The organism is Pseudomonas sp. KK18, from assembly GCF_037094675.1.
Taxonomy (GTDB): domain Bacteria; phylum Pseudomonadota; class Gammaproteobacteria; order Pseudomonadales; family Pseudomonadaceae; genus Aquipseudomonas.
In genome coordinates this window covers 5,841,181-5,865,500 of record NZ_CP146605.1, presented here as the reverse complement: position 1 = coordinate 5,865,500, position 24,320 = coordinate 5,841,181, and the positions used below count along the sequence as shown (strand labels likewise).

The window sequence follows — 24,320 nt, the reverse complement described above, 5'->3', positions numbered from 1 at the left end:
TCAGCGACGAATACGCGCCTGAAGGAAAGACAGCACGTCAGCCACCGGCAACGGTTGGGCCTCGGCTTCGGTCCGGCTCTTGTATTCCAGATTGCCATCGGCCAGGCCGCGGTCACTGACCACGATCCGGTGCGGGATGCCAATCAGTTCCATGTCGGCGAACTTGATGCCCGGGCTGGTTTTCTTGTCCCGATCATCCAGCAGCACTTCAAAACCGGCAGCCGTGAGTTCGGCATACAGTTTGTCGGTGGCTTCGCGTACTTGCTCGGTTTCGTAGCGCAGCGGTACCAGGGCAACCTGGAATGGCGCCAGGGCGTCGCTCCAGATGATGCCTTTCTCGTCGTTGTTCTGCTCGATGGCAGCCGCAACCACGCGGGATACGCCAATGCCGTAGCAGCCCATTTCCAGGGTGATCGGCTTGCCGTTCTCGCCCAGCACTTCGCACTTCATCGCCTTGCTGTACTTGTTGCCCAGCTGGAAGATGTGCCCGACTTCGATGCCGCGCTTGATTTCCAGGGTGCCCTTGCCGTCCGGGCTTGGGTCGCCGGCCACCACGTTGCGCAGGTCGGCCACGGTCGGAACCGGCAGGTCACGTTCCCAGTTCACGCCAAAGTAGTGCTTGTCATCGATGTTGGCACCGATGCCGAAGTCGCTCATCAGCTCGACCGAACGGTCGATGATGATCGGCAGTGGCAGGTTCAGCGGGCCCAGGGAACCGGCACCGGCGCCAATGGCGTCACGCAGTTCGGCGTCGGTGGCCATGACCAGCGGGCTGGCAACGCCTGGCTGCTGGGCGGCCTTGATTTCGTTGAGCTCGTGGTCGCCACGGATTACCAGGGCGATCAGCTTGCCTTCTTCCTCGGCGCGCACGATCAGGGTCTTGATGGTCTTTTCAATCGGCAGATTGAATTTCTCCACCAGGGCCGCGATGGTCTTCGTCTCGGGTGTGTCCACCAGGCGCAGCTCTTCGCTTGGCGCAGGGCGGGAAGTTTCCCGTGGCACGGCTTCGGCTTTCTCGATGTTCGCCGCGTAGTCGGAACCGTTGCTGAACACGATGTCGTCTTCACCGGACTCGGCCAGCACGTGGAACTCGTGGGAGCCGGCACCGCCGATGGAGCCGTTGTCCGCTTCAACCGGGCGGAATTTCAGGCCCAGGCGCGTGAACACATTGCAGTAGGCGGTGTGCATGCGGTCGTAGGTGACCTGCAGGGACGCCTGGTCAGCGTGGAACGAATAGGCGTCCTTCATGATGAATTCGCGGCCGCGCATCAAACCGAAGCGTGGGCGGATTTCGTCACGGAACTTGGTCTGGATCTGATACAGGTTGAGGGGCAGTTGCTTGTAGCTGCTCAACTCGTTGCGCATCAGGTCGGTGATCACTTCTTCGTGGGTCGGGCCGGCGCAGAAGTCCCGGCCATGACGATCCTTGAAGCGCAGCAATTCAGGGCCGTACTCTTCCCAGCGCCCGGATTCCTGCCACAGCTCAGCCGGTTGGGTGCTCGGCATCAACACTTCCAGAGAGCCGGCAGCGTTCATTTCTTCACGAACGATGGCTTCGACCTTGCGCATCACCTTCAAGCCCATGGGCAGCCAGGTGTACAGGCCCGAGGCCAGTTTGCGGATCATGCCGGCGCGCAGCATCAGCTGATGGCTGATCACGACCGCGTCGGAGGGCGTTTCTTTCTGTGTGGCGAGCAAATATTGACTGGTGCGCATGGTAGGCCGTTGTCGGTTGCTTGGACTTGAAATGACGTTGGATTGTACGGGCGCTTGCTGCCGACGTACAGGCGTCTGGTTGCTGGAGCAGGGCTTCTGTGGGAGCTGGCATGCCTGCGATGCAGGCAACACGGTGTGTCAGTTACACCGCGGTGATGCAATCGCAGGCAAGCCAGCTCCTACAGTGATTCGTTTTCCTCGGGAGGATTCAAGCGAATCCGCCGGCTTTCCTGAAACCAGTGCAAGGCGATCAGGACCAGCGTCGGCACACCCAGCAGGCAGGTGATCATGAAGAAGTTGTGGTAACCGAACTTCTCGACCATCACCCCCGAATACCCGCCGATCAAGCGCGGCAGCAGCAGCATGATCGAGCTGAGCAGGGCGTATTGGGTGGCGGAGAACTTCAGGTTGGTCAGGCTCGACAGGTACGCGACAAACGCCGAGGTCGCCATGCCGGAACTGAAGTTGTCCAGGGAGATGGTGAAAATCAGCATCTGCAGGTCCGGGCCCATGTCGGCGAGCATCACGAACAGCAGGTTGGTGCCGGCCGATGCAATGCCGCCAATGAACAGGATCGGCAGAATCCCGAAGCGCACGATCAACAGGCCACCCATGCCGGCGCCCAGCAGGGTCATGATCAGGCCGAAGACTTTGCTGACACCGGCGATCTGGTCCTTGGTAAAGCCCTGGTCGATATAGAACACGTTGGCCATTACGCCCATTACCGTGTCCGACATGCGGTAGGTGGCAATCAGCCCCAACAGCAGGAAGGCCTGCCAGCGGTAGCGCAGGATAAAGTCGTTGACCGGCGTGAGCACCGGCGCCAGGCCCCGGCGGCCCATGGTCGACAGGCACAGCGTGGTCAGGATGATGTAGAGGATGGCCCGCAGGAACGCGCGATCTTCCAGCAGCAGGTCCAGCAGGCTGACCCCATGGAACAGCACGCTGGCGAAGTCAGTGTTGTACAGCTGGGTGAACATCGCCGGTACCGACACCAGCAGCACGATCAACACGAACACCGAGACCAGCTGGTGAGCAAAGCTGTAGCGCCCGGCCTGCAATTGGGTACGCAGCGGCACATTGGGTTCGCGCATGAACAGCGTGGTGAGCAGCGCAGGCACCATCAGTGCACCAAACAGCACGTACGTACCGGCCCATGCCGAGTGCTTGTAGTTGAACCCGGTGGAACCGAAGCCTTCGGCAAAAAACAGCGCACCTGCGGTGGCAAGCAGCGCGGCCACGCGATAACCGGACATATAGCTGGCGGCAAGCGCGGCCTGCTGGCTGTCGCTGGCGATTTCCAGGCGGTAGGCGTCTACGGCGATGTCTTGTGTGGCGGAAGCGAAGGCCACGATCACGGCGATGGCGATCAGCCAGGACAGATGCTTTTGCGGATCACAGAAACCCATGCCGATCAATCCGAGGATCACCAGCGTCTGGGACAGTACCAGCCAGGAGCGACGACGTCCGAGCTTGCCGAGCAGTGGCAGGCGCCATTGGTCGAGCAGGGGCGACCAGACCCACTTGAAGGCATAGGCCAGGCCGATCAGGCTCGCATAACCGATGGTTTCGCGGGCCACGCCGGCCTCGCGCAACCATACCGAGAGCGTCGAGAACACCAACATGTAAGGCAAGCCGGCAGCAAAGCCGAGCAGCAACAGCACTAACGTCGAGGGGCTGGCATAGGCGGCGAGCGCGGCGCGCCAGGTTTTACGGGGCATGGGCTGGAGTCTGCCTCAGAATTACGCAAATAAAGCGCGCACTCTAACCGCTGTGCTCTACCGGGCGCCAGCCATGACGCTGAATATCAACACGATTGTTCAGGATGCTGACGCCTTCGCCGCGCAAACGCGCACGTTGCTCGTCACCCGAGGCACTGCCCACCGGCAGACTTATCCGACCACCGGCACCCAGCACGCGATGCCAGGGCAGTTTGGTGTCCTCGGGCAGTTGGCTCAGGGTGCGACCCACCCAACGTGCGGCGCGACCCAAACCGGCGAGGTGTGCCAGCTCCCCGTAGCTGATCACGCAGCCTTCGGGCACTTGGGCGAGGGTCAGGTACAGCACAGTGCGGCGCATTTCAGCGGGGCTTTGCGGAGCGTCGGTCAGTTCGTTCACGGTGGCATATCCGATGAAAATATCCGTCTATTTGTAAGAAATTTCTGAAAAATGGGGGGCTGAGAGCGGAACTCGATACGAATACCCGAGTCAGTCCTTGCTAAGAAGTTATCCACCCCGATAATGCCCGTTTTTTCGTCAAACTCGAGCCCCATATCCGCTTATGTTGTCCAGAACCCTGCTGTGCCTCGCTGTCTTCAGCGCCTCCACCCCGTTGCTCGCCGACACCGTCTGGTTGAAGAACGGTGACCGCCTGACCGGCAAGATCAAGGTTTTCGACGGTGGCAAACTGCTGATCCAGACCGATTATGCCGGCGCGATCCCGGTGGACTGGAAGCAGGTCAAGACCCTGGAGAGCGATCAGGAATTACTGGTCAAGCAGGATGCCTACAGCGGTGAGAAGGCCAAGTCCCTGCAGCCGGCCGACGATGGCAAGGTCATCCTGGCCAACGGCGAGGCGCCCAAGACTGTCGAGCTGGCGAGCATCCAGCAGATCATCAAGCCCAAGCCGGTGATCGAGGACCTGGTGTGGAAGGGCAATGTCGATATGGCGCTGGACTACAAGCGCGCGGAAAACGACACCAACGACTACGACATCGACTTCAAGACCACTGCCCGCCATGGCCAGTGGCGCCATACCGCCGAGGGCGAATACAACCGCGAATTCCAGGACGACGTGACCACCACCGACAACTGGGCGCTGGAGTACGACCTGGACCGGTTTATTACCGAACACTGGTTCTGGCAGGGCCGCTTGACCTACAAGCGCGACAAGGTCGAGGACCTGTCCCGCCAGCGCACCGTGGGTACCGGCCCGGGCTACCAATTCTGGGATGACGAACTGGGCGCGTTCTCCCTCGGTTCGCTGGTCAACCGCACCGACTATGAATACCAGGACGGCGGCAAGGACAATTTCTATTCGCTGGCCATGAAGTGGAACTACAACCGCTACCTGGTGGGCAAGACCGTTGAATTCTTCACCAATGGCGAAGTGGGCAAGCCGCTGGCCGGGCCGTCCGAGTACTCCCTGGATGCGGAAATGGGCTTGCGCTACAAAGTCACCGAGTGGGCCTCCCTCAACCTCAAGGCCGAGCGCGACATTATTAGTGGCGACTCGGAAAGCGCGTTGAGCAAGACCCGCTACACCGCAGGGTTCGGCGTCGCCTGGTAATTAAAGGCGTAACCCGCCGTCCATTTCCAGAATCCGCCCGGTGTAGTAGTCGTTCTCGAAGATATACGCCGCTGAATGGGCAATCTCCTCAGGCCGCCCCATGCGCTTGAGGGGAATGCCGGCGGTCATCTTCTCCAAGGCCTCGGGCTTCATGCCCAGGGTCATCTCGGTCTCGATAAACCCCGGTGCGATGCCCGCCACGCGGATGCCGTAGCGCGCCAACTCCTTGGCCCAGGTCACAGTGGCGGCCGCTACACCGGCCTTGGCGGCGGAGTAGTTGGTCTGCCCGACATTGCCGGCCCGCGAGATCGACGAGATATTGATAATGGTGCCCTGGTTCTTCAGCTCCACCATTTTTGCCGCCACCTCACGGGTGCACAGGAACACCCCGGTAAGGTTGACATCGATCACCGCCTGCCACTGGGCCAGGCTCATCTTGGTCATCTCGCCGTCCTTGACCTTGAGCAGCAAGCCATCACGCAAGATTCCGGCGTTGTTGATCAAGCCGTTGATGGCACCGAAGTCTTCGGCGATCCGTGCCACGGTGTGGGTCACCTGCTCTTCATTCGCCACGTTGCACAGATAGGCGCGGGCCTTCACTCCATGGGCCTGGCAGGCGGCCACCGCCTGGTCGAGTTTTTCCTGATTGAGGTCCACCAGCGCCAGGTTGGCACCTTTGGCGGCAAAATACTCGGCCATGGAGCGGCCCAAACCCTGGCAACCGCCGGTGATAATGATTACTTTGTCGTTGAGATGCATTCGCAAGTCCTGTGGGCAGAATTAAGCGGCTATCCAAGTTTGTTTTTTGACGAAATTTATCGAAGGAGTCATAAGTTGAGCGCGCACGTTGCCAAGAATGCCCGAGAACTACTGCTCAAGGAATACCGTGGGGCACTCGCCACCTTGTCCAAGGCCATGCCCGGTTTCCCTTTTGGCTCGGTGGTGCCGTATTGCCTGGACGCCGAGGGTTGGCCGCTGATCCTGATCAGCCGTATCGCCCAGCACACCCACAACCTGCAGAAAGACCCCAAGTGCTCGTTGCTGGTCGGTGAGCGTGAGGCGGACGACGTGCAAGCGGTAGGGCGCCTGACCTACCTCGCCGAGGCCGAAAAGCTCGAAGACGGCGCTGCGATTGAAGCCGCCGCCGAGCGTTATTACCGCTATTTCCCGGACTCGGCGAACTACCACAAGGCCCATGATTTTGACTTCTGGGTGCTCAAGCCGGTGCGCCATCGTTATATCGGCGGGTTCGGCGCGATCCACTGGGTCGACCAACTGACCCTGGCCAATCCGTTTGCCGGCAAGGCCGAGCTGAGCATGGTCGAGCACATGAACAGCGACCACACCAAGGCGATTGCCCACTATGTCGAACTGGCCGGCCTGCCGACCTCCGAGCCTGCGCAACTGGCCGGTATCGACAGCGAAGGCATGCACTTGCGCATTGGCCAGGCCCTCTACTGGCTGCCCTTTGCCGAGCCTTGCAACACGCCGACACAAGTACGCGAAGCCTTGGTTTTCCTGGCTCACGCCGAGGTCTGGCCGAAAAAAGCAGCCGCTGAAGCTTGAATTCACGAAACGGCGACGTCATCTAAGGTGGAGTAGCAAGGCATTCTTGCGTTGAGGAACCATTTGATGCGCCCTTTTTTGTTGCTCTTTTTGTTGTTTCCGGTGCTTGAGCTGTTCGTATTCGTACAAGTCAGCGGGGCAATCGGGTTTTTCCCGGCGCTGCTGCTGATCATTCTCGGCTCGATGCTCGGCGTACTGGTGCTGCGCGTCGCCGGCCTGGCCACGGCGCTGCGTGCCCGTGAAAGCCTGAATCGCGGCGAGCTGCCGGCCCAGACCATGCTCGAAGGCCTGATGATGGCATTGGCCGGTGGCCTGCTGATCCTGCCGGGCTTTATCAGCGATGTGGTTGGCCTGGTGATGTTGCTGCCATTCACTCGCAAAGTGCTGGCGGGCAAGATGCGCCAGCGTGCCGAAGAGGCTGCCATTCGCCAGCGCGCCTTTGCCGATGACCTGCAACCCCGTGGTGGCCCGGCCCCGCGCCAGCCCCTGGGGCGCGAAGGTGACGTGATCGAAGGTGAGTTCGAACACCGCGACCCCAAGTAATCTCCTCACTGGCACGGCACCCGCGGGTGCCGTGCGGCTTTTGAAGACGCCCCCCCGACACAAAAATTTTCATCTCGGTACCCTTGTAATAAGCTTATGCGCCCTTATGTAACGGTCACCGCAAGGTTTCTGGTGGCGACACCAGACAGACTTCCGCGTTTCGCGCCGCGAACCGCGACCGGCACCGCCGGAATTTAACTAGCCGGAATTGACACCGGCCGATGAAAAACACAATTAGGAGAGATCGACAATGAGCAAGCTTCGTCCTCTGCATGACCGCGTCGTCATCCGTCGCAGTGAAGAAGAAAAGAAAACCGCTGGCGGTATCGTGCTGCCAGGTTCGGCTGCTGAGAAAGCCAACCACGGTGTGATTCTCGCTGCTGGCCCAGGCAAGACCCTGGAAAACGGTGAAGTACGTGCGCTGGCTGTGAAAGTGGGTGACAAGGTTGTTTTCGGCCCTTACTCCGGCAGCAACACTGTGAAAATCGACGGCGAAGACCTGCTGGTAATGGCTGAGAACGAGATTCTCGCTGTTCTGGAAGGCTGATTTCCCCGCTCATCTTCCCGTTACTACAAAGTATTTAAGGAATATCGATCATGGCTGCTAAAGAAGTTAAATTCGGCGATTCCGCCCGTAAGAAAATGCTCGCCGGTGTGAACGTCCTGGCTGACGCAGTAAAAGCGACCCTGGGCCCTAAAGGCCGTAACGTGATCATCGAGAAGAGCTTCGGCGCTCCGACCATCACCAAGGACGGCGTTTCCGTCGCCAAAGAAATCGAGCTGAAAGATCGCTTCGAAAACATGGGCGCGCAGCTGGTCAAAGACGTTGCCTCCCGTGCCAACGATGACGCAGGCGACGGCACCACCACCGCGACCGTCCTGGCTCAGTCGATCGTCAACGAAGGCCTGAAAGCCGTCGCTGCCGGCATGAACCCGATGGACCTGAAACGCGGCATCGACAAGGCGACCATCGCCATTGTCAAAGAGCTGAAGTCCCTGTCCAAGCCATGCGCTGACACCAAGGCAATCGCTCAGGTCGGCACTATCTCGGCCAACTCCGACAGCTCCATCGGCGACATCATTGCCGAAGCCATGGAAAAAGTCGGTAAAGAAGGCGTGATCACCGTTGAAGAAGGCTCGGGCCTGGAAAACGAACTGTCGGTTGTTGAAGGCATGCAGTTCGACCGTGGCTACCTGTCCCCGTACTTCGTCAACAAGCCAGACACCATGACCGCCGAGCTCGACGGCCCGCTGATCCTGCTGGTTGACAAGAAGATCTCCAACATCCGTGAACTGCTGCCAGTTCTGGAAGCTGTTGCCAAGGCCGGCCGCCCACTGCTGATCGTTTCCGAAGACGTTGAAGGCGAAGCCCTGGCGACTCTGGTTGTGAACAACATGCGCGGTATCGTGAAAGTGGTTGCTGTCAAGGCACCTGGTTTCGGCGATCGTCGCAAGGCAATGCTGCAGGACATCGCTGTTTTGACTGGCGGTACCGTTATCTCCGAAGAGATCGGCCTGAGCCTGGAAAGCGCTACCCTGGAACACCTGGGTAATGCCAAGCGCGTCACCGTGACCAAGGAAAACACCACCGTGATCGACGGTGCTGGTGTTGAAGCTGACATCCAGGCACGTGTTACCCAGATCCGCGCTCAAGTGGCTGATACCACTTCCGACTACGACCGTGAAAAACTGCAAGAGCGTCTGGCCAAGCTGTCCGGCGGCGTTGCAGTGATCAAGGTTGGCGCGGGTTCCGAAGTTGAAATGAAAGAGAAGAAAGCCCGCGTTGAAGACGCCCTGCACGCTACCCGTGCAGCCGTTGAAGAAGGCGTGGTACCTGGCGGTGGCGTGGCGCTGGTTCGTGCCCTGCAGGCTATCTCCGAGCTCAAAGGCGACAACGCTGACCAAGACGTCGGTATCGCTCTGCTGCGTCGTGCTGTTGAAGCACCTCTGCGCCAGATCGTTGCCAACTCCGGCGACGAGCCAAGCGTAGTGGTCGACAAGGTCAAGCAGGGTTCGGGTAACTTCGGTTACAACGCTGCTACCGGCGAATACGGCGACATGATCGAAATGGGCATCCTGGACCCGGCTAAAGTGACTCGTTCGGCTCTGCAAGCGGCTTCGTCGATTGCCAGCTTGATGATCACCACTGAAGCAATGATCGCCGAGATCAAAGAAGATGCTCCAGCTGGCGGCGGTATGCCAGACATGGGCGGTATGGGCGGCATGGGCGGCATGATGTAAGCCAGCCTTACCCCGATACTGAAAAACCCCGCCTGCAGCGATGCAGGCGGGGTTTTTTTATGCTGATCGTTCCCACGCTCTGCGTGGGAATGCCGCCAGGGACGCTCCGCGTCTCTCTTTACGCGCACGCCTCAGCTGACGCCGCGACGCCCCAGCAGTTTCTTGAACATGAAGCCGCGAGCCAGCATCAGGTGCGAGGCGGGCGGCAAAGATGCCACGGGTCCCGGTGCCGCAGAGCCGGATGACGGATGGACAGGCACGTGTGCGGTTTTTTTGAGGGGCGCCGGTTGGGGCCGCTCCCAATGGCCGGACATGACCACCATGCCCAGCAGTTTGAGGGTATTGCCGTAATAGTCATGGTCACGGATGGACCGGCGTTGCAGGTTGTCCCAAAGGTTATTGAGCCACAGCTGATTGTCGGGGTTGATCATTGCGCTGACCCCGAGCGCCGCCACAAAGGCTGGCTCATTCTGCGCTTCCTCGATCGCACTGCCGTCGATTCGGTAGCCACTGTTGAAGTTGCCCGGCTCATCGTGGGTGGTGGCGCGTGCCCAGCGGTTGAAGGTGGTCAAGGTGTACAGCGCACGCGGGTCACCGTACATCAGGTAATCCAGGCCGATGCGCCACGGGTAGCGGGCCGCGTTCCACGAATAGCTGCCGTCGTATGGGCCTTCCACCAGATCGGGCCGCGCCGGGGTGATCGAGGTGTCCAGGTGGCTGATGAAGTCCGGCACCAGCCCGCTGTTGGCGCTGTACCGTTGGGTAAAGTCACTGATGATCGAATAGGTCTTGTCGCGCACCGCCTGCCAGCGCTTGTCCCCGGTCATGGTGAAAAAGCTGTAGAGGTGCGACTGCATGAAGTCCGAGCTGCGGGTGGTGTACTCAAGCTCTGCGTCACCGTCGGTACCGGCCCAGTCGCCGAGCATCAGGTGCTGAGTCCTGGGGTGCACCTCGTGTTTCATGATCGCCGCCATCACCGTGTTGGCCTCGCTGCGATAGTCAATGGTGCCCTCGCTGCCCCATTTCTGATCGGCCAGCAGCAGGGCGTAGGCGATGTCCAGGTCGCCATCGGTGGCACTGACGTCGCCACGGAAAGGATCGGTGGAGTCGCCGCATCCCTCGGTCTGGTTCCAGGCCATCAAGCCGGGATCGGACGCTGCCGGGTGATCCTGGAAGTAGCGCACCATGCCGTCGAAAGTCCGTTGGGCCTGGTCATCGTAGTCGGCCATCATCACAGTAAGCAGCATGCCGTAGCCATGGGCCTCGGACACCGTGATGGTGTTGGGCGCGGCGCCACCACCCACGGATTTGTGGTCGGCGTTGACCTTGATGAAATACCGGCCGCTGCCGCATTCCCCCGACAGGTAAACCGCCTTCCAGTCCTTGTAGAACGTGACCAGTTGTTGATCCATGGTCGCCTGGGGCTGGCGATTGGGCAGGATGGTGCCGGGGTAGTAGGGCGCGTGGACATTCTGGGCCGCAACGCCGCCTGACCATGAACCGGCGGCCATGCACAGTGATAACAGCAGCGTGGGCAGATGCCGTCTAGGGTGACGCATGAGCTGACTCTCCAACCTGATCCAAAGGGCAAGGTCGCGAGGTTAGCGGCAGCGTGGATGTTCCACTGTCACAGGCTGTAACAGCCTAACCCGGGCGCAGCGCCAGGGTCAGGGTCAGGCGTGCGCCGCCCAACGGGCTGCGGGTGATCGACAGTTCCCCACGGTGCCAATGGGTGGCGCGCTTGGCCAGCGCCAGGCCCAGGCCAAACCCGCTGGGCTCGTCGCCGCCCATGGCCAGGCGCACGAAGGGTTCGAAGATCTTTTCGCGGTTTTCCGGCAGTACGCCCGGGCCGTCATCATCCACATGCAGCACCAGGTGCTGGCCCTGGCACGCAGCGCTGACGTTCACCCGTTCGCGGGCGTAGTTAATGGCGTTGCTTAACAGGTTGCGCACGATCAGATGCAGCAAGGCGCGGTCGCCGATCAGTTCCAGGTCGGCCGGGTCGGTGTCCAGGGTCAGCAAGCGATGGTGCCCGTCCAGCAGGGCAAACTCCTGCTGCAGCCAGGCATGGAGATTGATTGGCTCATGCTGCAGGTCGCTGGGTGCATCGGCCAGCCGGGCAAAGGCGAGGCTGGCGCGAACCAGCGACTCCAGCTCTTCGATATCGGTGTGCAGGCGCTCTTGCAGGCGGGTGCGGGTGTCGAGGTCGGCGCTTTTACTCAGCAGTGCCAGGGCAAAACGCATCCGCGCCAGGGGTGTGCGCAGTTCGTGGGACACCGCCTGGGAAACCTCCCGGTGGCGTTCGCCCATCGAGCTGATATCCAGCGCATGCCGTTGCAAGGTCAGCAGCAGCGGCGCCCACTCCTGGCTCATCGCGGGCAGCAGCGTGTTGGGCGAGCGGGCGAGGGTAGCAATGCAGGCATTAAGGGCATCGAGGTCATGGGTGTATTTGCGCCGGGCACGCAGGGCAATCCAGAGAAACAGCAGTACCGGCAGGCCGGCGACACAGGCGGTCACCCAGTACACCGGATATTGCAGCAGGTCCTTCACTTCGGCAGTTCCCCACAAGGGACCGAATTGAATCACCGTGTCATCGTCCAGCGGGAAGTAGGTGACGTCCTCATCACTGTTCTGCGCCGGCTGATGGTGGTCGAGCATCACAATAGCTTCAGGCGGCAGCTCGATATCATCCTTTTTCACCAGGCTCACCGGGTACTGAAAGCGTGCTTGCAGTGACTCGATGCGCGCCTCCCTTTGTTCGGCGGGCAAGGCCTTGAGTTGCTCGGCAACCAGATAACCCGGCCCGGCCATCAGGCGCAGGAAACTGTAGTCGCCGATAAACACCGCAGCGTTCGTGCACAACCACAACAGGTAAAAAGTGAGGGCGGCCCAGCTGGTGCCGGCCGCGATGGCCATCCACGGGCGAACTTTAGACAGCATGCTGGCTCCCCGTCGGGATTTCGACGAACAGGTATCCCTGCGCCGTGATGGTCTGGATGGTCACGGGGCACTCAAGGCTCATCAGTTTTTTGCGCAAGCGCGACACCCGCATATCAATCGACCGGTTCAGCCCGTCGTACTCCAGGCCGCGCAGGCGCTGGAGCAGTTTTTCCCGGGTGAGCAATACGCCGCAATGGCGGGCAAAGATGGCGAGCAACTCGAATTCGGCCACCGAAAACTGCAAGGGCGCCTCGCCAAGCCAGGCGAAGTGGTTGTTCAGGTCCAGCCGAAAAGCGCCCCACTGGTAGTAACTGCGGGGGGCCTGGGGATGGCGGCGCAGCAGCGAGCGGATCCTTGCCAGCAACAGTTGCGGGTCGATCGGCTTGACCACGTAGTCGTCGGCCCCGGCGGCAAACCCCACCAATTGTTCGGCGTTCTCGTCCAGGGCCGTCATCATCAGGATCAGCCCGGGGTAGTGGTCGCGAATCTGTCGGCACAGGGTAAAACCGTCGATGCCCGGCAGCATCACATCGAGGATCAACAGTGCCGGCTGTTCATCCTGGATACGCTGGGCGGCGCGGTCGCCACGGTGTTCCACTGCAACGCTAAAGCCTTCGGCGCGCAGGAACTCGGCCGTCAGTGCCGCCAGGGGCAGGTCGTCTTCGATCAGCAACAGGGTATCGGACATGGCTCAGCAGGATCGTTGCCAAAAAGTGCGCAGAGTGTTGCGCCCTTGCCCCCGGCTAGGCAAGGGCTGTTCATCACGGCATCACGGGCTGCTTGCGGAAGGCGGGCTGCGGTGTTTTCACCGGCCGGTACAGCAGGAAGTAATAGGCGCCCAAACAAATCAGCCAGCTGAAAATTGCCGTCCACACGTTGTGGGAAAGAAAGTGCGCCCCTTGCATCGTGCGGCTCACCGAAAGCACCGTGCCCAGGCCCAGCGCAAACAGGAACGCCGAGCGCGCCATCCGCGGTCGGCGATCCCTCAGGGCAAAAAACAACGCAAACAGCGCGAACCCGGTCGCCGCATGCCCGCCCGGCCAGCAACGGCCAGGCTTGTCGGTCGGCGGCCTGGGGCTCAGCAGTTCGCTGTACGTCTCCTGGCCGCCAAACTCCTTGACGCTCCACGGGCATTGCACCCCGGTCACCGTCTTCAACGGTGAAACGAACGAGGTGGCCAGTGCCAGCGACAGCACCAGGCAGCCCAGTTCCCGGCGATAGGGTTTGAGTCGCTCAAAGACAAAGGCCCCGGCAAACCCGGCGATTGCCAGCACCGAAAACACGATCACCATCTGCTTGGCGCGATCGTGAAGAATGTCCTCCAGAAAAAAACTGTGCCGGCCCACGAAGCCGCCTTCGGACGCGTCGTAGAACAGCCTGGCGATGTCCATGTCCAGCGACGTCAGCTCCAGCAGCAACATGGCCACCGCCAGAACGGCAGGCACACCGAGGCACAGCCAGAAGTTGAGGGGTTGGGATAACGGACGAACAGCGATTGCGTGCATGGCGAACTCAGACTCTAAAAAAAGCCCCGGTCAGACCTGGCCGGGGCATTTTGGTTAGCGTGTACTCACTTGGGGAACCTCGTCCTTGGGCACCCTCCAGCTCAGCAACTGTTGCTTGTAGCCATAACTGGCGCCCTGGTAGTAGGTGATGGCCCGCTGGATCAACGGGTCATCGCTGCCAACGCGGATTTCGTGGCTGTCGCCCAGGGCCTGGTCATGCCGACGCAAGCCTTGGCGCGGGCTGAGAATCGCCAGGTCCTTGCCGTCGAACAACCCCAGGTACTGGTAATTGCCGACCACTACCCGTGGCGGCAGCGGGTTGTCTTGCAGCAGGTTGCGGCCAAAGAACGTCGACTCGTAGCTCAGGTTCAGCAAGCCCAGCAGGGTCGGGGCGAGGTCGATCTGGCTGGCCAGCTTCGCGTTCTCGCCGGCTTCTACCAGCTTGGGTGCGTAGATGAACAGCGGGATCTGGTAGTTGACCATCGGCAGGTCTTCCTTGCCGGCGCTGCCCGCCGTGTGGTCGGCGACGAAAATAAAGATCGTGTTGTCGAACCAGGGTTTCTGGCGCGCCGCCTCCAGGAACTGGCCGATGGCATGGTCGGTGTACTTCACCGCGCCGTCGCGACCGTCACCGGATTTGATATCAATGCGGCCAGCCGGGTAGGTATACGGACGGTGGTTGGAGGTGGTCATCAGTTGCAGCAGGAATGGTTGCTGCTTGGCGTAGTCGGCGTCCGCCAGTTTCAGCGTCTGTTTATAGAGGTCTTCGTCGGCCATGCCCCAGGCGTTTTTAAAGCTGATTTCGGATTCGGGCACGCTGCTCTGGTCGACCACGCGGTAACCGTTGCCGCTGAAAAACGCGTTCATGTTGTCGAAGTAGCCCCGGCCGCCGTAGACAAACACGCTGTCGTAGCCGATGGCGTTGAGCTGCTGGCCGAGGCTGCCGAAACCGCTTTCCCGGCCGATACGCTTGACGATGGAGCGCCCGGGCGTCGGCGGGATGGCCAGGGTGATGGCTTCCAGGCCGCGGTCGGTGCGAGTGCCGGTGGCGTAGAAGTTATTGAAGTACAGGCTCTGTTTGCGCAGCGCATCGAGGTTGGGCGTGAGGTTATTCGGGTCGCCGTTGCTGCCCATGTACTTGGCACTGAAGCTTTCGATGGTCACCAGCACGATGTTGGGTTTGCGCAGCGTGCCCGGGTTGGTAATGGCGCGACGGATATCCAGCGGATCCGTGCCGATAAACCGTGCGTTGGGCTCGCTGAGTTCGGCGCGCAACTGCTTGGCGACTACATCCGCCGGCAGGCTCTTGTAGAACTGGGTGTAGTCCAGTTCGTTGTTACGGAAAGCGGCGAAGAACTGATAGGGGCCGTTGCTGGCCAATTCGTTGTTGTAGGCGTTACCGCCCTGGCTGCGCGGGCTGTCCTGGTTGATCAGTTGCAGGCTCAGGCCGGCCACCAGCAACAGGCCAAGGGCACTGAGCAGACGCTTGCGCATCGCAGGCAACGGCGCGTCCATGGCCGCGTTGAACGGTTTACGCAAGGCCACGCTCAAGACGATCGCCATCACGGCCAGCAGACTCAGCAGCTTACCGATCGGATACGACTCCAGCAGGTTGTTCAGCACTTCCTTGGAGTAGACCAGGTAATCCACGGCAATAAAGTTGAAGCGCACGCCGAACTCGTCCCAGAACAGCCATTCGGCCACGCTGGTGAAAAGCATGGCGAACAGGCTGACGGTGAGTACCGCCTGCAGGAACCAGCGATGGCCGCGACGGCGCCACAAGCCTGGCGGGCACAGCAGCAAATACAGGCCCAGGGGCAGGGCGGCATAGGCGAGGAAGCCGAGGTCATAGAGCAGGCCCACGCCGAATACCGGCAGCAGGTTACCGCTCACTTCATCCAGATGGGTTACCAGCAGCACGCTGCGGGTCAGTAGAAAAACCACCAGCCAGGCACCGGTTACCAACAGCAAATAGCGCATTGGCGCTGTTTTGGGAAAACCCATGTCAATGTTCCTTATTTTCGATGGGCGCGATCTTCGCGCTGACACTGTAGTCAGGTTGTGAACCTATAGTGAAAAACTCGTTAAGTCTCGCAATCGGTTGAAAACAGTAATCGGCGCGGCCTTCAGGCCTAGCCGTGAGCCATACTTGGCCTTAAGCTGCGCGAGCCAACACGGCCGTTACCGCGTACGGAGACACTGCCCATGCGAATTTTATTGGTTGAAGACAACCGCGATATTCTGGCCAACCTGGCCGATTACCTGGGGCTGAAGGGCTACACCGTAGACTGTGCGCAGGACGGTTTGTCGGGCCTGCACCTGGCTGCCACCGAACATTACGACCTGATCGTGCTCGACATCATGCTGCCTGGCATTGATGGCTACACCCTGTGCAAACGCCTGCGTGAAGACGCGCGCCGGGACACGCCGGTGATCATGCTCACCGCCCGCGACCAGCTGGATGACCGGCTGCAGGGCTTCAAGTCCGGCGCCGATGACTACCTGCTCAAGCCGTTTGCGCTGTCGGAGCTGGCCGCGCGTATCGAAGCAGTGCTGCGTCGTGCCCAGGGCGGCGGGCGCCGTGCCTTGCAGGTGGGTGACCTGAACTACGACCTCGATACCCTGGAAGTCACCCGCGAAGGGCGCCTGCTCAAGCTCAACCCGGTCGGCCTGAAGCTGCTGGCGGTGCTGATGCAGAAAAGCCCGCATGTATTGCGCCGTGAGATTCTCGAAGAAGCCTTGTGGGGTGATGACTGCCCGGACAGCGACAGCCTGCGCAGCCATGTCCATCAACTGCGTCAGGTGATTGATAAACCCTTCGCCAAGCCGTTGCTGCAAACGGTGCACGGTGTGGGTTATCGCCTGGCCGAGGGTCGTGATGGAGTTTAAGCAAAGCCTTGCCCAACGGATCATCATCGCCTTCGCCTTGATGAGCGCGCTGGTGGCGGGGGCCTTCGCCATGGGCATCGTCGCTACGGTGCACCTGGTGGAAGAAAAACTCATATCGGCAGGCCTGGGCGGTGACTTGCAACGGCTGCTGCTGATGGACAGCGTCGAGGACTGGAGCCATCGCCCCGAGCCCGACCAGTTGTTCTACTTCAGCGGCGGCCCCGGCGATTTTGAACTGCCCAAGGACTTGCGCCACCTCGACGCCGGTTTTCACGAGGTGTTCCGCGAACAGCTTTCCTACCACGCAATGGTCGAAATCGTTGACGGTCGCCGTTATGTCCTGCTGCAAGACCAGAGCGATTTTGAAGAACGCGAGCGCGTGCTGTTTGCTGTCGTGCTGGTGGGGTTTGTACTCAGCCTGGCGCTGGCGGTATTTCTCGGTTGGGTACTGGCGCGCAAGGTAATGGCGCCGGTCGTACGCCTGGCCCGCCAGGTGCGGCATCGCGACCAATTACTTGGCCTGGCACCCCCGCTGGCGCCGGATTATGCGGCCGATGAAGTCGGTGAACTGGCCGTGGCCTTCGATGCAACCCTGGGCCGCTTGCGCCAGGCGTTGTCCCGGGAGCAGCTGTTTACCAGTGACGTGAGCCACGAATTGCGCACCCCGCTGATGGTGCTCGCCAGCTCCTGCGAACTGTTGCTGGAGAACCCCGCGATTGACCAGCGCGGCCGCAAGCAGGTCGAGCGCATTGCGCGGGCCTGTGAAGAAATGCGCGAACTGGTGCAGACCTTCCTGATGCTGGCCCGTGCCCAGCGCGAGGAGGCCGGCATGTCGCCCCAGGCCAACCTGGCCCAGGTGGCCGAGGACTTGCTGGGGATCTGGCGTGAGCCGATCGAGCGCAAAGGCCTTGAGCTGATCTATCAACCGGGCAATCCACTGGATACCCGCTACAACGCGACCTTCCTGCACGCGGTCATGGGCAACCTGTTGCGTAATGCCCTGCACTACACCGAGCATGGCTTGATCCGCCTTACCCTGGAACCGAGCGGTTTTGTGGTGGAAGACACTGGCGTGGGCATTCCCGAGGACAAGCGCGAAGCGATGTTCGAACCGTTTGTGCGTGGCAGTGAAAAGCGCGGTGAAGGCCTTGGCCTGGGTTTGTCCTTGGTTCAGCGCATCTGCGAGAACCAGGGTTGGAGCGTCAGCCTCAGCACCATGGAGCCCAACGGCTGCCGCTTTCACGTCGAATTGAGTCAGGTCAAAGCCTGATGCCTGCCCTGCCGCTAAGCTGCGGCAGACTTCTTGATTTTCGCCGAAGATGGCACCATGCCACGACTTGTGTCTGCAAAGTTTTGTAATGTATACGATTCGACAGGACAAGTTTTTCACAACGTGTTGACCTGTTGATCACAGGATTCTTTTTAAGGTTGTAGGCATCAGTAACTGGAGACCCGGTGATGCCTACCCCGATCAAGCTCGAATTTTCCGAAAAGTACGACGATCAGCACGCGCAGAATTATTTACTCAAACATCAGGACAATCTGGCTCGCCGGTTGTCCCACAAACGCGACGAGCAATTGGCCCGTGGTGCGCTGGCCATGGCCGGTGAGCCTGGCCTGGTGCTGGACCTGCCATGTGGTGCCGGGCGTTTCTGGCCGTTGCTGGCCGAAAAGCCCAACCGCGTGATCATCGGTGCCGACAACTCCGCGTCGATGTTGAAGATTGCCACCGTCGCCCAACCGGCGGATGTGGTGAAACGGGTACGCCCCTTGCAAACGTCTGCCTTTGATATCGATTTGCCAGATAACGCGGTCGACAGTATTTTCTGCATGCGCTTGATGCACCACATTGGTGACCCCGAGCACAGGCTGGCAATACTGCGCGAATTTCAGCGTGTTACCCGAGACAGCGTGATTATCTCGCTGTGGGTGGACGGCAACTTCAAGGCGTGGAAACGCAAGCGTGCCGAAGTGCGGCGTCGCAACAAGGGTGAGCAGGAAGGTTACCAAAATCGGTTCGTGTTACCGGCTGCTACTGTTGAGGCAGAGTTTGAGCAAGCCGGTTTCCGTGTTCAGGAATCCCTGGACTTCATACCGCTCTACGCCATGTGGCGAGTGTATGTATTGCGCAAGAGGTAACAGGATGGCTGTCGAGTGTTTACCAGGTAGTGAAGTAGCTCCCGAGGAGCGATTTGATTATTTCTGGCGCCAGCAGGGCGAGTGGGTCGAAGAGCCCAATCGTCGTCGCGGCGGTGAAAGTGGTGTGCAACGGGTGACGGGCACCCATGGGCGTTTGCTCTATAGCAAGCGCCAGACGGGCCATATCTACCGCAGTTGGCTCCATCCGTTTGGGCGCCCCACTGTGTTGCGTGAGCGTGATGCCCTGAAGGGCCTGCGTTTACTGGATGTACGCGTGCCGGAGTTGGTGTTCTGCGAGGCCCGTCGCGATCCTGAGCACCAATGGAAGGCGTTGTTGGTCACGGCGTCGCTGGACGGTTTCGACGAGATCGAAAACTGGTACGCCGCCGGTGGTCGTGAGCAGTATGGCGAGTTGGTGCATGAGCGTTTGCTCAAGGAACTGGCTGGTACGTTGGCGCGGATGCACAAGGGGCGTTGGCAGCATGGTTGCCTGTATATCAAGCATATCTTTGTGCGGGTGACGGGTGAGGGTGACGCGGCGAAGGTTGAGGTGGCGTTGCTGGATTTCGAGAAGTGCCGGCAGCGCTTGACGGCTATGCGGGCGGCCCGGCATGACATGTTGCAGTTGCGTCGCCATTCGTCGTGGAATGCTACGGACTGGCAAAAACTGAGCTACTTTTACGAGACGGCGTTTGGCAGCGCTATCAAGGGTTTAACGTAATGAAGCTAGAAATTGCACGAGGTTTGTTTCTGTTGGGGGCTTTGGGCATAGCTGCCCTGGCCCTGGCTGCCTGGGAGCAGCCCCGGACACAAGTTCTCAGTGCGGTGCAGGGTGTCGGGCAGCAATGCCCGATGCCGCGGATCGCCAAGGTCGGTGTCGCGGCCAAGCCTGATCATGAGTTGTTGTTGTTCATGTTTGGGATGTCCCAAGGGATGAGGCCACAGAGTTGAAGAGATTGAAGCCCAAATAAAAGGCCTCGCTAGTTCGAGGCCTTTTATTTGGGCTTGGGTTTTGGGTTGGTTGGTTGGTTGGTTGATCGAGTACATATCCGTTGCTGCGGTAACGGCGGCTTATGGTTCCGCTCTTACAGCGGGTCACTTTTGGCAAACGCCCCAAAAGTAACCAAAAGGTCTTTGCCCCACCACTCGGTGCCTCGCCTAGGCTCGGCATGCCCGCACTCCGGCACGGCTCCGCGGGCCGCCGCGACGGGCCATCCATGGCCCGGCGCGGCTAAATCGGCATCCTTGCCGATTTACCCGCTCCACCGTGCCTGCTTGCGGCCATCGTGGTTGACGGGGCCCGCAGATCAAAATCAAAAGCAGATCAAAAGCAGAGCACAGCGGCCTACCGGCCGGCTTGAGTGTTTAACAGCCAGATCAAAAGCCAGAGCGAATGCAGATCTGCTTTTCTGTGGGAGCTGGCTTGCCTGCGATGCAGACACCTCGGTGCATCAGGTACACCCAGTTGATGCCATCGCAGGCAAGCCAGCTCCTACAGTGCACCGTGCCCGCTTTAGCTTTTGATTTTGCTCTTCAACACTCAAGCCGGCCGGTAGGCCGCTGTGCTGTTGATCTGCTTTTGATCTTGATCTTGGGCGCCCCGTTAAACCACGCTGGCCGAACGCAGGTATTACGGAGCGGGTAAACCGGCAGGACGCCGGTTTAGCCGCGACGGGGCAGGGACGCCCCGTCGCGGCGGCCCGCGGAGTAATGCCGGAGTGAGGGCACTCCGGGCCTAAGCGAGGAGCCGAGTGGTGGGGCAAGAGCGTTTTGCTTACTTTTGCGCTTTTCAAAAGTGAGCCGCTGTAAGAGCGGAACCAATAGCAGCCATAACCGCAGCAACGGATATGCCCCCAATCAGCCCCCAATCAAACCAGATGCAGATGGTTATCCCAAAGCCCCGCCGGCAACTCCAGCGGCTTGCCCACCAACGGCACCTGCCGACAATCATAAAACCGGCAACGGCCCTGCCCGGAAGTCACCACAAACCCATCAGCCACCGCACCCACCCCGGCACAATCCGGCAACGGCCCGTCCAGCAGCAACTGCGCGCTGTCCATGTTCCAGATAAAGAATCGATTCCCCCGTGGCGCCGTCAACGCCACCAGCCGCAACTCACTGTGCACCGCAACGCTGGCCGTGTAATGCCCCATGGCCTGCAGCTGCTCATCCGCCACCGGAAACGCCACAAACGCCTGCCCCGGTCGCTTGATCGCCAGCAACTCCGACCGCTCATGAGACGCCCCCATGAACTGCTGCCCCGCGAGGATCGTCCCGTCGCTGGCAATCCCCATATGCCGCACACTGTTCATCTGCTGGCCCAGGGTCTCCTTGCTCAACAGCGTCCCGTCGCGCTTCATCAGGACCAGGCTCGGCTCCATGGCATTCAGGTTCATCTCCACCCGGCTCTCAGCCTCAGTGCGAATCCCGCCGTTAGCCACCACCAGCGTCTCGCCATCAGGCATCCACGACACCTGGTGCGGCCCAATCCCATGGGTAGAAATCTCCCCGGTGTGCACCAACCGCTCACCTTCGAACCGATACACCCCAAGCAAGCCGCGACCCGGATCGGACGTGTCGTTCTCCGTGGCATACAACCACTCGCCATCCTTGTGCACCACCGCATGCCCATAAAAGTGGCGATTGGCGTTGGACGTAATGGTCTGCAGCAGCGCCCCGTCACGCAAGTCGATCAGGTAGCTCTCGGTGCCCGGCCGGCGGGCGACAAACAGTGCAATCGGCAATGTCGGGTGGTTGATGATGTCGTGGCAACGTTGGCCAACCTGGGTCGCAAACACTTGTTTGCCGTCCAGGTGGAAGCCGACGGCGTAGTGCTTGCCATCACCGTCATCGCGCGCTGAGAGCAGTAGCGGGCTTTTGCCCTTCTGCTTGAACAGCGTCCAGCCACCCAGGGTAATTGCGCTGAGCAGCACGCTGCCGAGGGCCAAAGCCTGTCGCCTGAGCATCATCAGTCACCGTCGTTGGCGTTAAAGCCCAGTTGGATGCCCAGCGCCTTGGCCAGTTCGCCTTCGTGCAGGCGGTGGACCACGTTGAGGCTGTCGTAGATGTCGTTGAGTTGCTGGCGCCCGGCATCGTCGCCCAGCAGTTCGTTCAGCGAGCGCTGATTGCTGGCGAACAGTTTCAGGGACGCGGCATACGCGGCGTCGATCTTGTCAGCCAACGGCTTTTGATCGGCAGGCAGCAGGCCGCGCAAGCCTTTGTTGTCGACGCCGACCCAGACGGTCTGGGCGGCAGCCAGGCTGGCTTCCAGGCTTTGCAGGGACGACTGGCTGCGCCACGCATCGGCCTGGAACGGTTGCGGGATGCCCTTGGTCTGGCGGCCCATCGGGGTGCCGAGTTTTTTCTTCAGGGTGTCCAGCGCAGTCACTTGAACCCGCAGCAGGTCGGCGATGGCTTCGTGGGAATCGGCGTAGCGCTGGTTAGGAAACTTGGTCATCTGCGCCAGCATGCCGTCGGTGCTGTTCCAGCTCGACAGGATTTCTTCGGCCAGCAGTTTCTGGCGCTCGCCGATGGCTACCAGCAACGGGCAGTAGCGGGCTTTTTGCGTCTCGTCCGCCAGATCGGTCTTGGCGTCGTAGAGGATGTATTCGTAGGCCGACAGGCCCTGCACCACGACGCTGGATTTGGCCAGGGCGGCGGCGTCGATCTGTGGTTGGGCGGTCACCAGTTGCTCGACTTGACGACCCACCAGGTTTTTCTTGTCCGGCCAGAACTGCACCTGCCACGAGCGGTTGCCCTCGGCCAGCGGGCCGATCAGCAGCGGTTGCAACTCGGCCCAGGCCTTTTGCGCGTGCAGGAAGTCGGCGCGGGCGGTCTCCAGGCTTTCCTTGCCCTGGCAGTAGGCCAGGGCGCTGACGGCCAGTTGGCGGTCGGCTTCAACCCAGCGGCTGTAGGTCGGCAGGATCACTTGCTTGGCGATGGCCGCCGAGGTCACCGCTTGCGGATCCTGGGGCGAGCACGCACCGAGGGCGAGGGCGGCCAGGCTGGTGAACAACAACTTGGGACGGAACATGTCGAGCTCCCTTCTGTAATTAGGACAAAGCTTATAAAGAATTCAGAAATGCCAGCAACGCGGCGCGCTGCTCGGCATTGAACGACAACACATGCTGCTGCGCCGCCTGGGCTTCACCGCCGTGCCACAGCACGGCCTCCATCAGGTTGCGGGCGCGGCCGTCATGCAAGAACTGGGTGTGGCCACTGACGGCTTGCGTCAGGCCAATGCCCCACAACGGCGGCGTGCGCCAGTCGCGGCCACTGGCTTTGAATTCGCTGCGGTTGTCGGCGAGGCCGTCGCCCATGTCGTGCAGCAGCAAGTCGCTGTAGGGGCGAATCACCTGGTTAGCCAATTCAGGTTCGGCGGCGATGGGCGCCGTGGTGAATTGCGGGGTGTGGCAGCCCTGGCAACCGGCCTGGTAGAACAGGTTTTTCCCGGCCAGCACTTGCGGTGCGTTGACGTCGCGGCGGGCGGGGACGGCCAGGTTGCGGGTGTAGAACAGCACCAGGCGCAGGATGTTGTCGCTGACCTCAGGCTCGCCATCCGGGCCATTGCCGTTGGGCGCCTGTTTGCAGGCCACTTGTGCATCGGTGCAGTCATCGAACGGTCTCAGGGAGGTGGTCAGGCCCATATCACCAGAGAACGCGTGAACATTTTGTTGATTGAGGTTCGGTTGCCCGGCTTTCCAGCCAAATCGACCGAGTACGGTCTTGTGTTGCGCGTCGTCCCAGACCCAATTCGCCCGCCCGACAATGGCTTCCTTGTCGGCGGTTTTCGGGTCGGTGTTGCGCAGGATGTCGGCGTCGGGGATCGCTTCGAGCAGCCCCAGGCCGATCATCGGCGGTGCAACCCGCGCCGAGAAGCGCGTGTCGGGGTGCATCGGCCCATAACCGAGCTGGGTGATTTGCAGGGCAGGCTTGCGCAATTCGACCACGGTGCCGTCCTTGAAGCGGACGTTGACCGGCGTGTAGTCGACCCGCACCTTGCCCTCCGGGGCGACGCCGGGCACGGCCATGTCCTGCAATTGCCCACCGTAGACCGGCTCGGGGACTACACCCAGTTGCTCGATGACCTTCACATAGGGCGGTGCATCGGGAATCGACAGGCGTACCAGCATCGACACCGCGTTGGGCGCATCGGGCAATGGCGGATGCCCACGGCCATCCTTGATATGGCAGTTCTGGCAGGCATTGGTATTGAACAGCGGGCCCAGCCCGTCGCGGGCAGTGGTGGTGGACGGGGCAATCACCCAGGGGCTGCGAAAGAAACTGTTGCCGACGCTGAAGTCCAGGCGCCGGGTGGGCGACAGGTTGGCCGAGGGCAGGGAGAAGGCGTTCTGGTCGGTCTTCCTCACCGTGGTCGCGCCACCGGCACGCGCTTCACCAGGCTCGGCCTTGGTGAATCGCGGGGCGTCATCGCAGGCACTCAGGCTCAAGGCCATCAACAGTGCAGACAGGCGAAGGGGCGAACGGGACAT

22 protein-coding genes are annotated in these 24,320 nt (G+C 60.8%); 10 read left to right on the top strand and 12 right to left on the bottom strand.

Features of this window, described 5'->3' with window-relative positions:
• From V6607_RS26590 to V6607_RS26580, 3 genes are all read right to left on the bottom strand, one after another.
• The gene (locus V6607_RS26590) at positions 1 to 1,716 is read right to left on the bottom strand and encodes a proline--tRNA ligase (protein ID WP_008433579.1); all 1,716 of its coding nucleotides are present in this window, start codon (positions 1,714 to 1,716) and stop codon (positions 1 to 3) included.
• Between the two features lie 179 nt (positions 1,717 to 1,895).
• Positions 1,896 to 3,437 carry an AmpG family muropeptide MFS transporter gene (locus V6607_RS26585; RefSeq protein ID WP_008433581.1) on the bottom strand — a complete coding sequence of 514 codons (1,542 nt, stop codon included), beginning with the start codon at positions 3,435 to 3,437 and terminating at the stop codon, positions 1,896 to 1,898.
• A gap of 43 nt (positions 3,438 to 3,480) precedes the next feature.
• A complete protein-coding gene (locus tag V6607_RS26580; RefSeq protein ID WP_218166212.1) occupies positions 3,481 to 3,795 on the bottom strand; it encodes an MGMT family protein in 315 nt (104 codons plus the stop codon).
• A gap of 202 nt (positions 3,796 to 3,997) precedes the next feature.
• On the opposite strand from V6607_RS26580, the gene V6607_RS26575 reads away from it, so the two are divergent.
• Positions 3,998 to 5,005: a DUF481 domain-containing protein gene (locus V6607_RS26575; protein ID WP_134327254.1), complete on the top strand. Its 1,008-nt coding sequence runs from the start codon at positions 3,998 to 4,000 to the stop codon at positions 5,003 to 5,005.
• Here the strand turns inward: V6607_RS26575 and V6607_RS26570 are convergent, their stop codons facing one another.
• Positions 5,006 to 5,764 carry an SDR family oxidoreductase gene (locus tag V6607_RS26570; RefSeq protein WP_102369815.1) on the bottom strand — a complete coding sequence of 253 codons (759 nt, stop codon included), beginning with the start codon at positions 5,762 to 5,764 and terminating at the stop codon, positions 5,006 to 5,008.
• Positions 5,765 to 5,839: 75 nt separating this feature from the next.
• Here V6607_RS26570 and V6607_RS26565 point away from each other — a divergent pair, with 75 nt between their 5' ends.
• The 4 genes from V6607_RS26565 (at position 5,840) to groL (ending at position 9,355) form a co-directional block, all read left to right on the top strand.
• Positions 5,840 to 6,571: a HugZ family protein gene (locus V6607_RS26565; protein WP_134327253.1), complete on the top strand. Its 732-nt coding sequence runs from the start codon at positions 5,840 to 5,842 to the stop codon at positions 6,569 to 6,571.
• A 66-nt stretch (positions 6,572 to 6,637) separates the two neighbouring features.
• Positions 6,638 to 7,114, top strand: a complete 477-nt coding sequence (locus tag V6607_RS26560) for an FxsA family protein (protein ID WP_003208601.1) — start codon at positions 6,638 to 6,640, stop codon at positions 7,112 to 7,114.
• Between the two features lie 250 nt (positions 7,115 to 7,364).
• Positions 7,365 to 7,661 (top strand): co-chaperone GroES, encoded by a 297-nt coding sequence (locus V6607_RS26555; RefSeq protein WP_003208599.1) that lies wholly within the window; start codon positions 7,365 to 7,367, stop codon positions 7,659 to 7,661.
• Positions 7,662 to 7,711: 50 nt separating this feature from the next.
• Positions 7,712 to 9,355, top strand: coding sequence for a chaperonin GroEL (gene groL / locus V6607_RS26550; RefSeq protein WP_003208597.1), 1,644 nt, complete (start codon positions 7,712 to 7,714; stop codon positions 9,353 to 9,355).
• A gap of 131 nt (positions 9,356 to 9,486) precedes the next feature.
• On the opposite strand, the gene V6607_RS26545 is transcribed toward groL, so the two are convergent.
• The 5 genes from V6607_RS26545 to V6607_RS26525 all read right to left on the bottom strand — a co-directional run bounded on the left by V6607_RS26545 (position 9,487) and on the right by V6607_RS26525 (position 15,804).
• Positions 9,487 to 10,914 (bottom strand): glycosyl hydrolase family 8, encoded by a 1,428-nt coding sequence (locus V6607_RS26545; protein WP_134327252.1) that lies wholly within the window; start codon positions 10,912 to 10,914, stop codon positions 9,487 to 9,489.
• 85 nt (positions 10,915 to 10,999) lie between these two features.
• Positions 11,000 to 12,295 (bottom strand): ATP-binding protein, encoded by a 1,296-nt coding sequence (locus V6607_RS26540; RefSeq protein ID WP_134327251.1) that lies wholly within the window; start codon positions 12,293 to 12,295, stop codon positions 11,000 to 11,002.
• Positions 12,285 to 12,983, bottom strand: coding sequence for a response regulator transcription factor (locus V6607_RS26535; RefSeq protein WP_003208592.1), 699 nt, complete (start codon positions 12,981 to 12,983; stop codon positions 12,285 to 12,287). Before V6607_RS26535 ends, V6607_RS26540 begins: the two co-directional genes overlap by 11 nt.
• A 73-nt stretch (positions 12,984 to 13,056) precedes the next feature.
• Positions 13,057 to 13,800 carry a phosphatase PAP2 family protein gene (locus tag V6607_RS26530; RefSeq protein WP_134327250.1) on the bottom strand — a complete coding sequence of 248 codons (744 nt, stop codon included), beginning with the start codon at positions 13,798 to 13,800 and terminating at the stop codon, positions 13,057 to 13,059.
• Between the two features lie 54 nt (positions 13,801 to 13,854).
• Positions 13,855 to 15,804 carry an LTA synthase family protein gene (locus V6607_RS26525; protein WP_134327249.1) on the bottom strand — a complete coding sequence of 650 codons (1,950 nt, stop codon included), beginning with the start codon at positions 15,802 to 15,804 and terminating at the stop codon, positions 13,855 to 13,857.
• Positions 15,805 to 16,005: 201 nt separating this feature from the next.
• Between V6607_RS26525 and colR the strand changes: the two genes are divergently transcribed.
• From colR to V6607_RS26500, 5 genes are all read left to right on the top strand, one after another.
• The gene (gene colR / locus V6607_RS26520; protein ID WP_003208587.1) at positions 16,006 to 16,689 is read left to right on the top strand and encodes a two-component system response regulator ColR; all 684 of its coding nucleotides are present in this window, start codon (positions 16,006 to 16,008) and stop codon (positions 16,687 to 16,689) included.
• A complete protein-coding gene (locus V6607_RS26515; RefSeq protein WP_008433601.1) occupies positions 16,679 to 17,959 on the top strand; it encodes a HAMP domain-containing sensor histidine kinase in 1,281 nt (426 codons plus the stop codon). Before colR ends, V6607_RS26515 begins: the two co-directional genes overlap by 11 nt.
• 188 nt (positions 17,960 to 18,147) lie before the next feature.
• Entirely contained in the window at positions 18,148 to 18,828 is a 681-nt protein-coding gene (locus tag V6607_RS26510; RefSeq protein ID WP_008433602.1) for a class I SAM-dependent methyltransferase, read from the top strand.
• A gap of 4 nt (positions 18,829 to 18,832) precedes the next feature.
• Positions 18,833 to 19,549, top strand: a complete 717-nt coding sequence (locus V6607_RS26505) for a lipopolysaccharide kinase InaA family protein (protein WP_134327248.1) — start codon at positions 18,833 to 18,835, stop codon at positions 19,547 to 19,549.
• Complete coding sequence (locus V6607_RS26500; RefSeq protein WP_008433604.1) at positions 19,549 to 19,779, top strand: hypothetical protein; 231 nt, start codon at positions 19,549 to 19,551, stop codon at positions 19,777 to 19,779. The genes V6607_RS26505 and V6607_RS26500 overlap by 1 nt, the downstream gene beginning before the upstream one ends.
• 917 nt (positions 19,780 to 20,696) lie before the next feature.
• Here V6607_RS26500 and V6607_RS26495 read toward each other — a convergent pair.
• The 3 genes from V6607_RS26495 to V6607_RS26485 are packed head-to-tail and all read right to left on the bottom strand — an operon-like array spanning position 20,697 to position 24,320.
• The gene (locus V6607_RS26495) at positions 20,697 to 21,794 is read right to left on the bottom strand and encodes a DUF1513 domain-containing protein (RefSeq protein WP_134327698.1); all 1,098 of its coding nucleotides are present in this window, start codon (positions 21,792 to 21,794) and stop codon (positions 20,697 to 20,699) included.
• 2 nt (positions 21,795 to 21,796) lie between these two features.
• Positions 21,797 to 22,861, bottom strand: coding sequence for an imelysin family protein (locus tag V6607_RS26490; protein ID WP_076017468.1), 1,065 nt, complete (start codon positions 22,859 to 22,861; stop codon positions 21,797 to 21,799).
• A 31-nt stretch (positions 22,862 to 22,892) separates the two neighbouring features.
• Positions 22,893 to 24,320: a di-heme oxidoredictase family protein gene (locus V6607_RS26485; RefSeq protein ID WP_134327246.1), complete on the bottom strand. Its 1,428-nt coding sequence runs from the start codon at positions 24,318 to 24,320 to the stop codon at positions 22,893 to 22,895.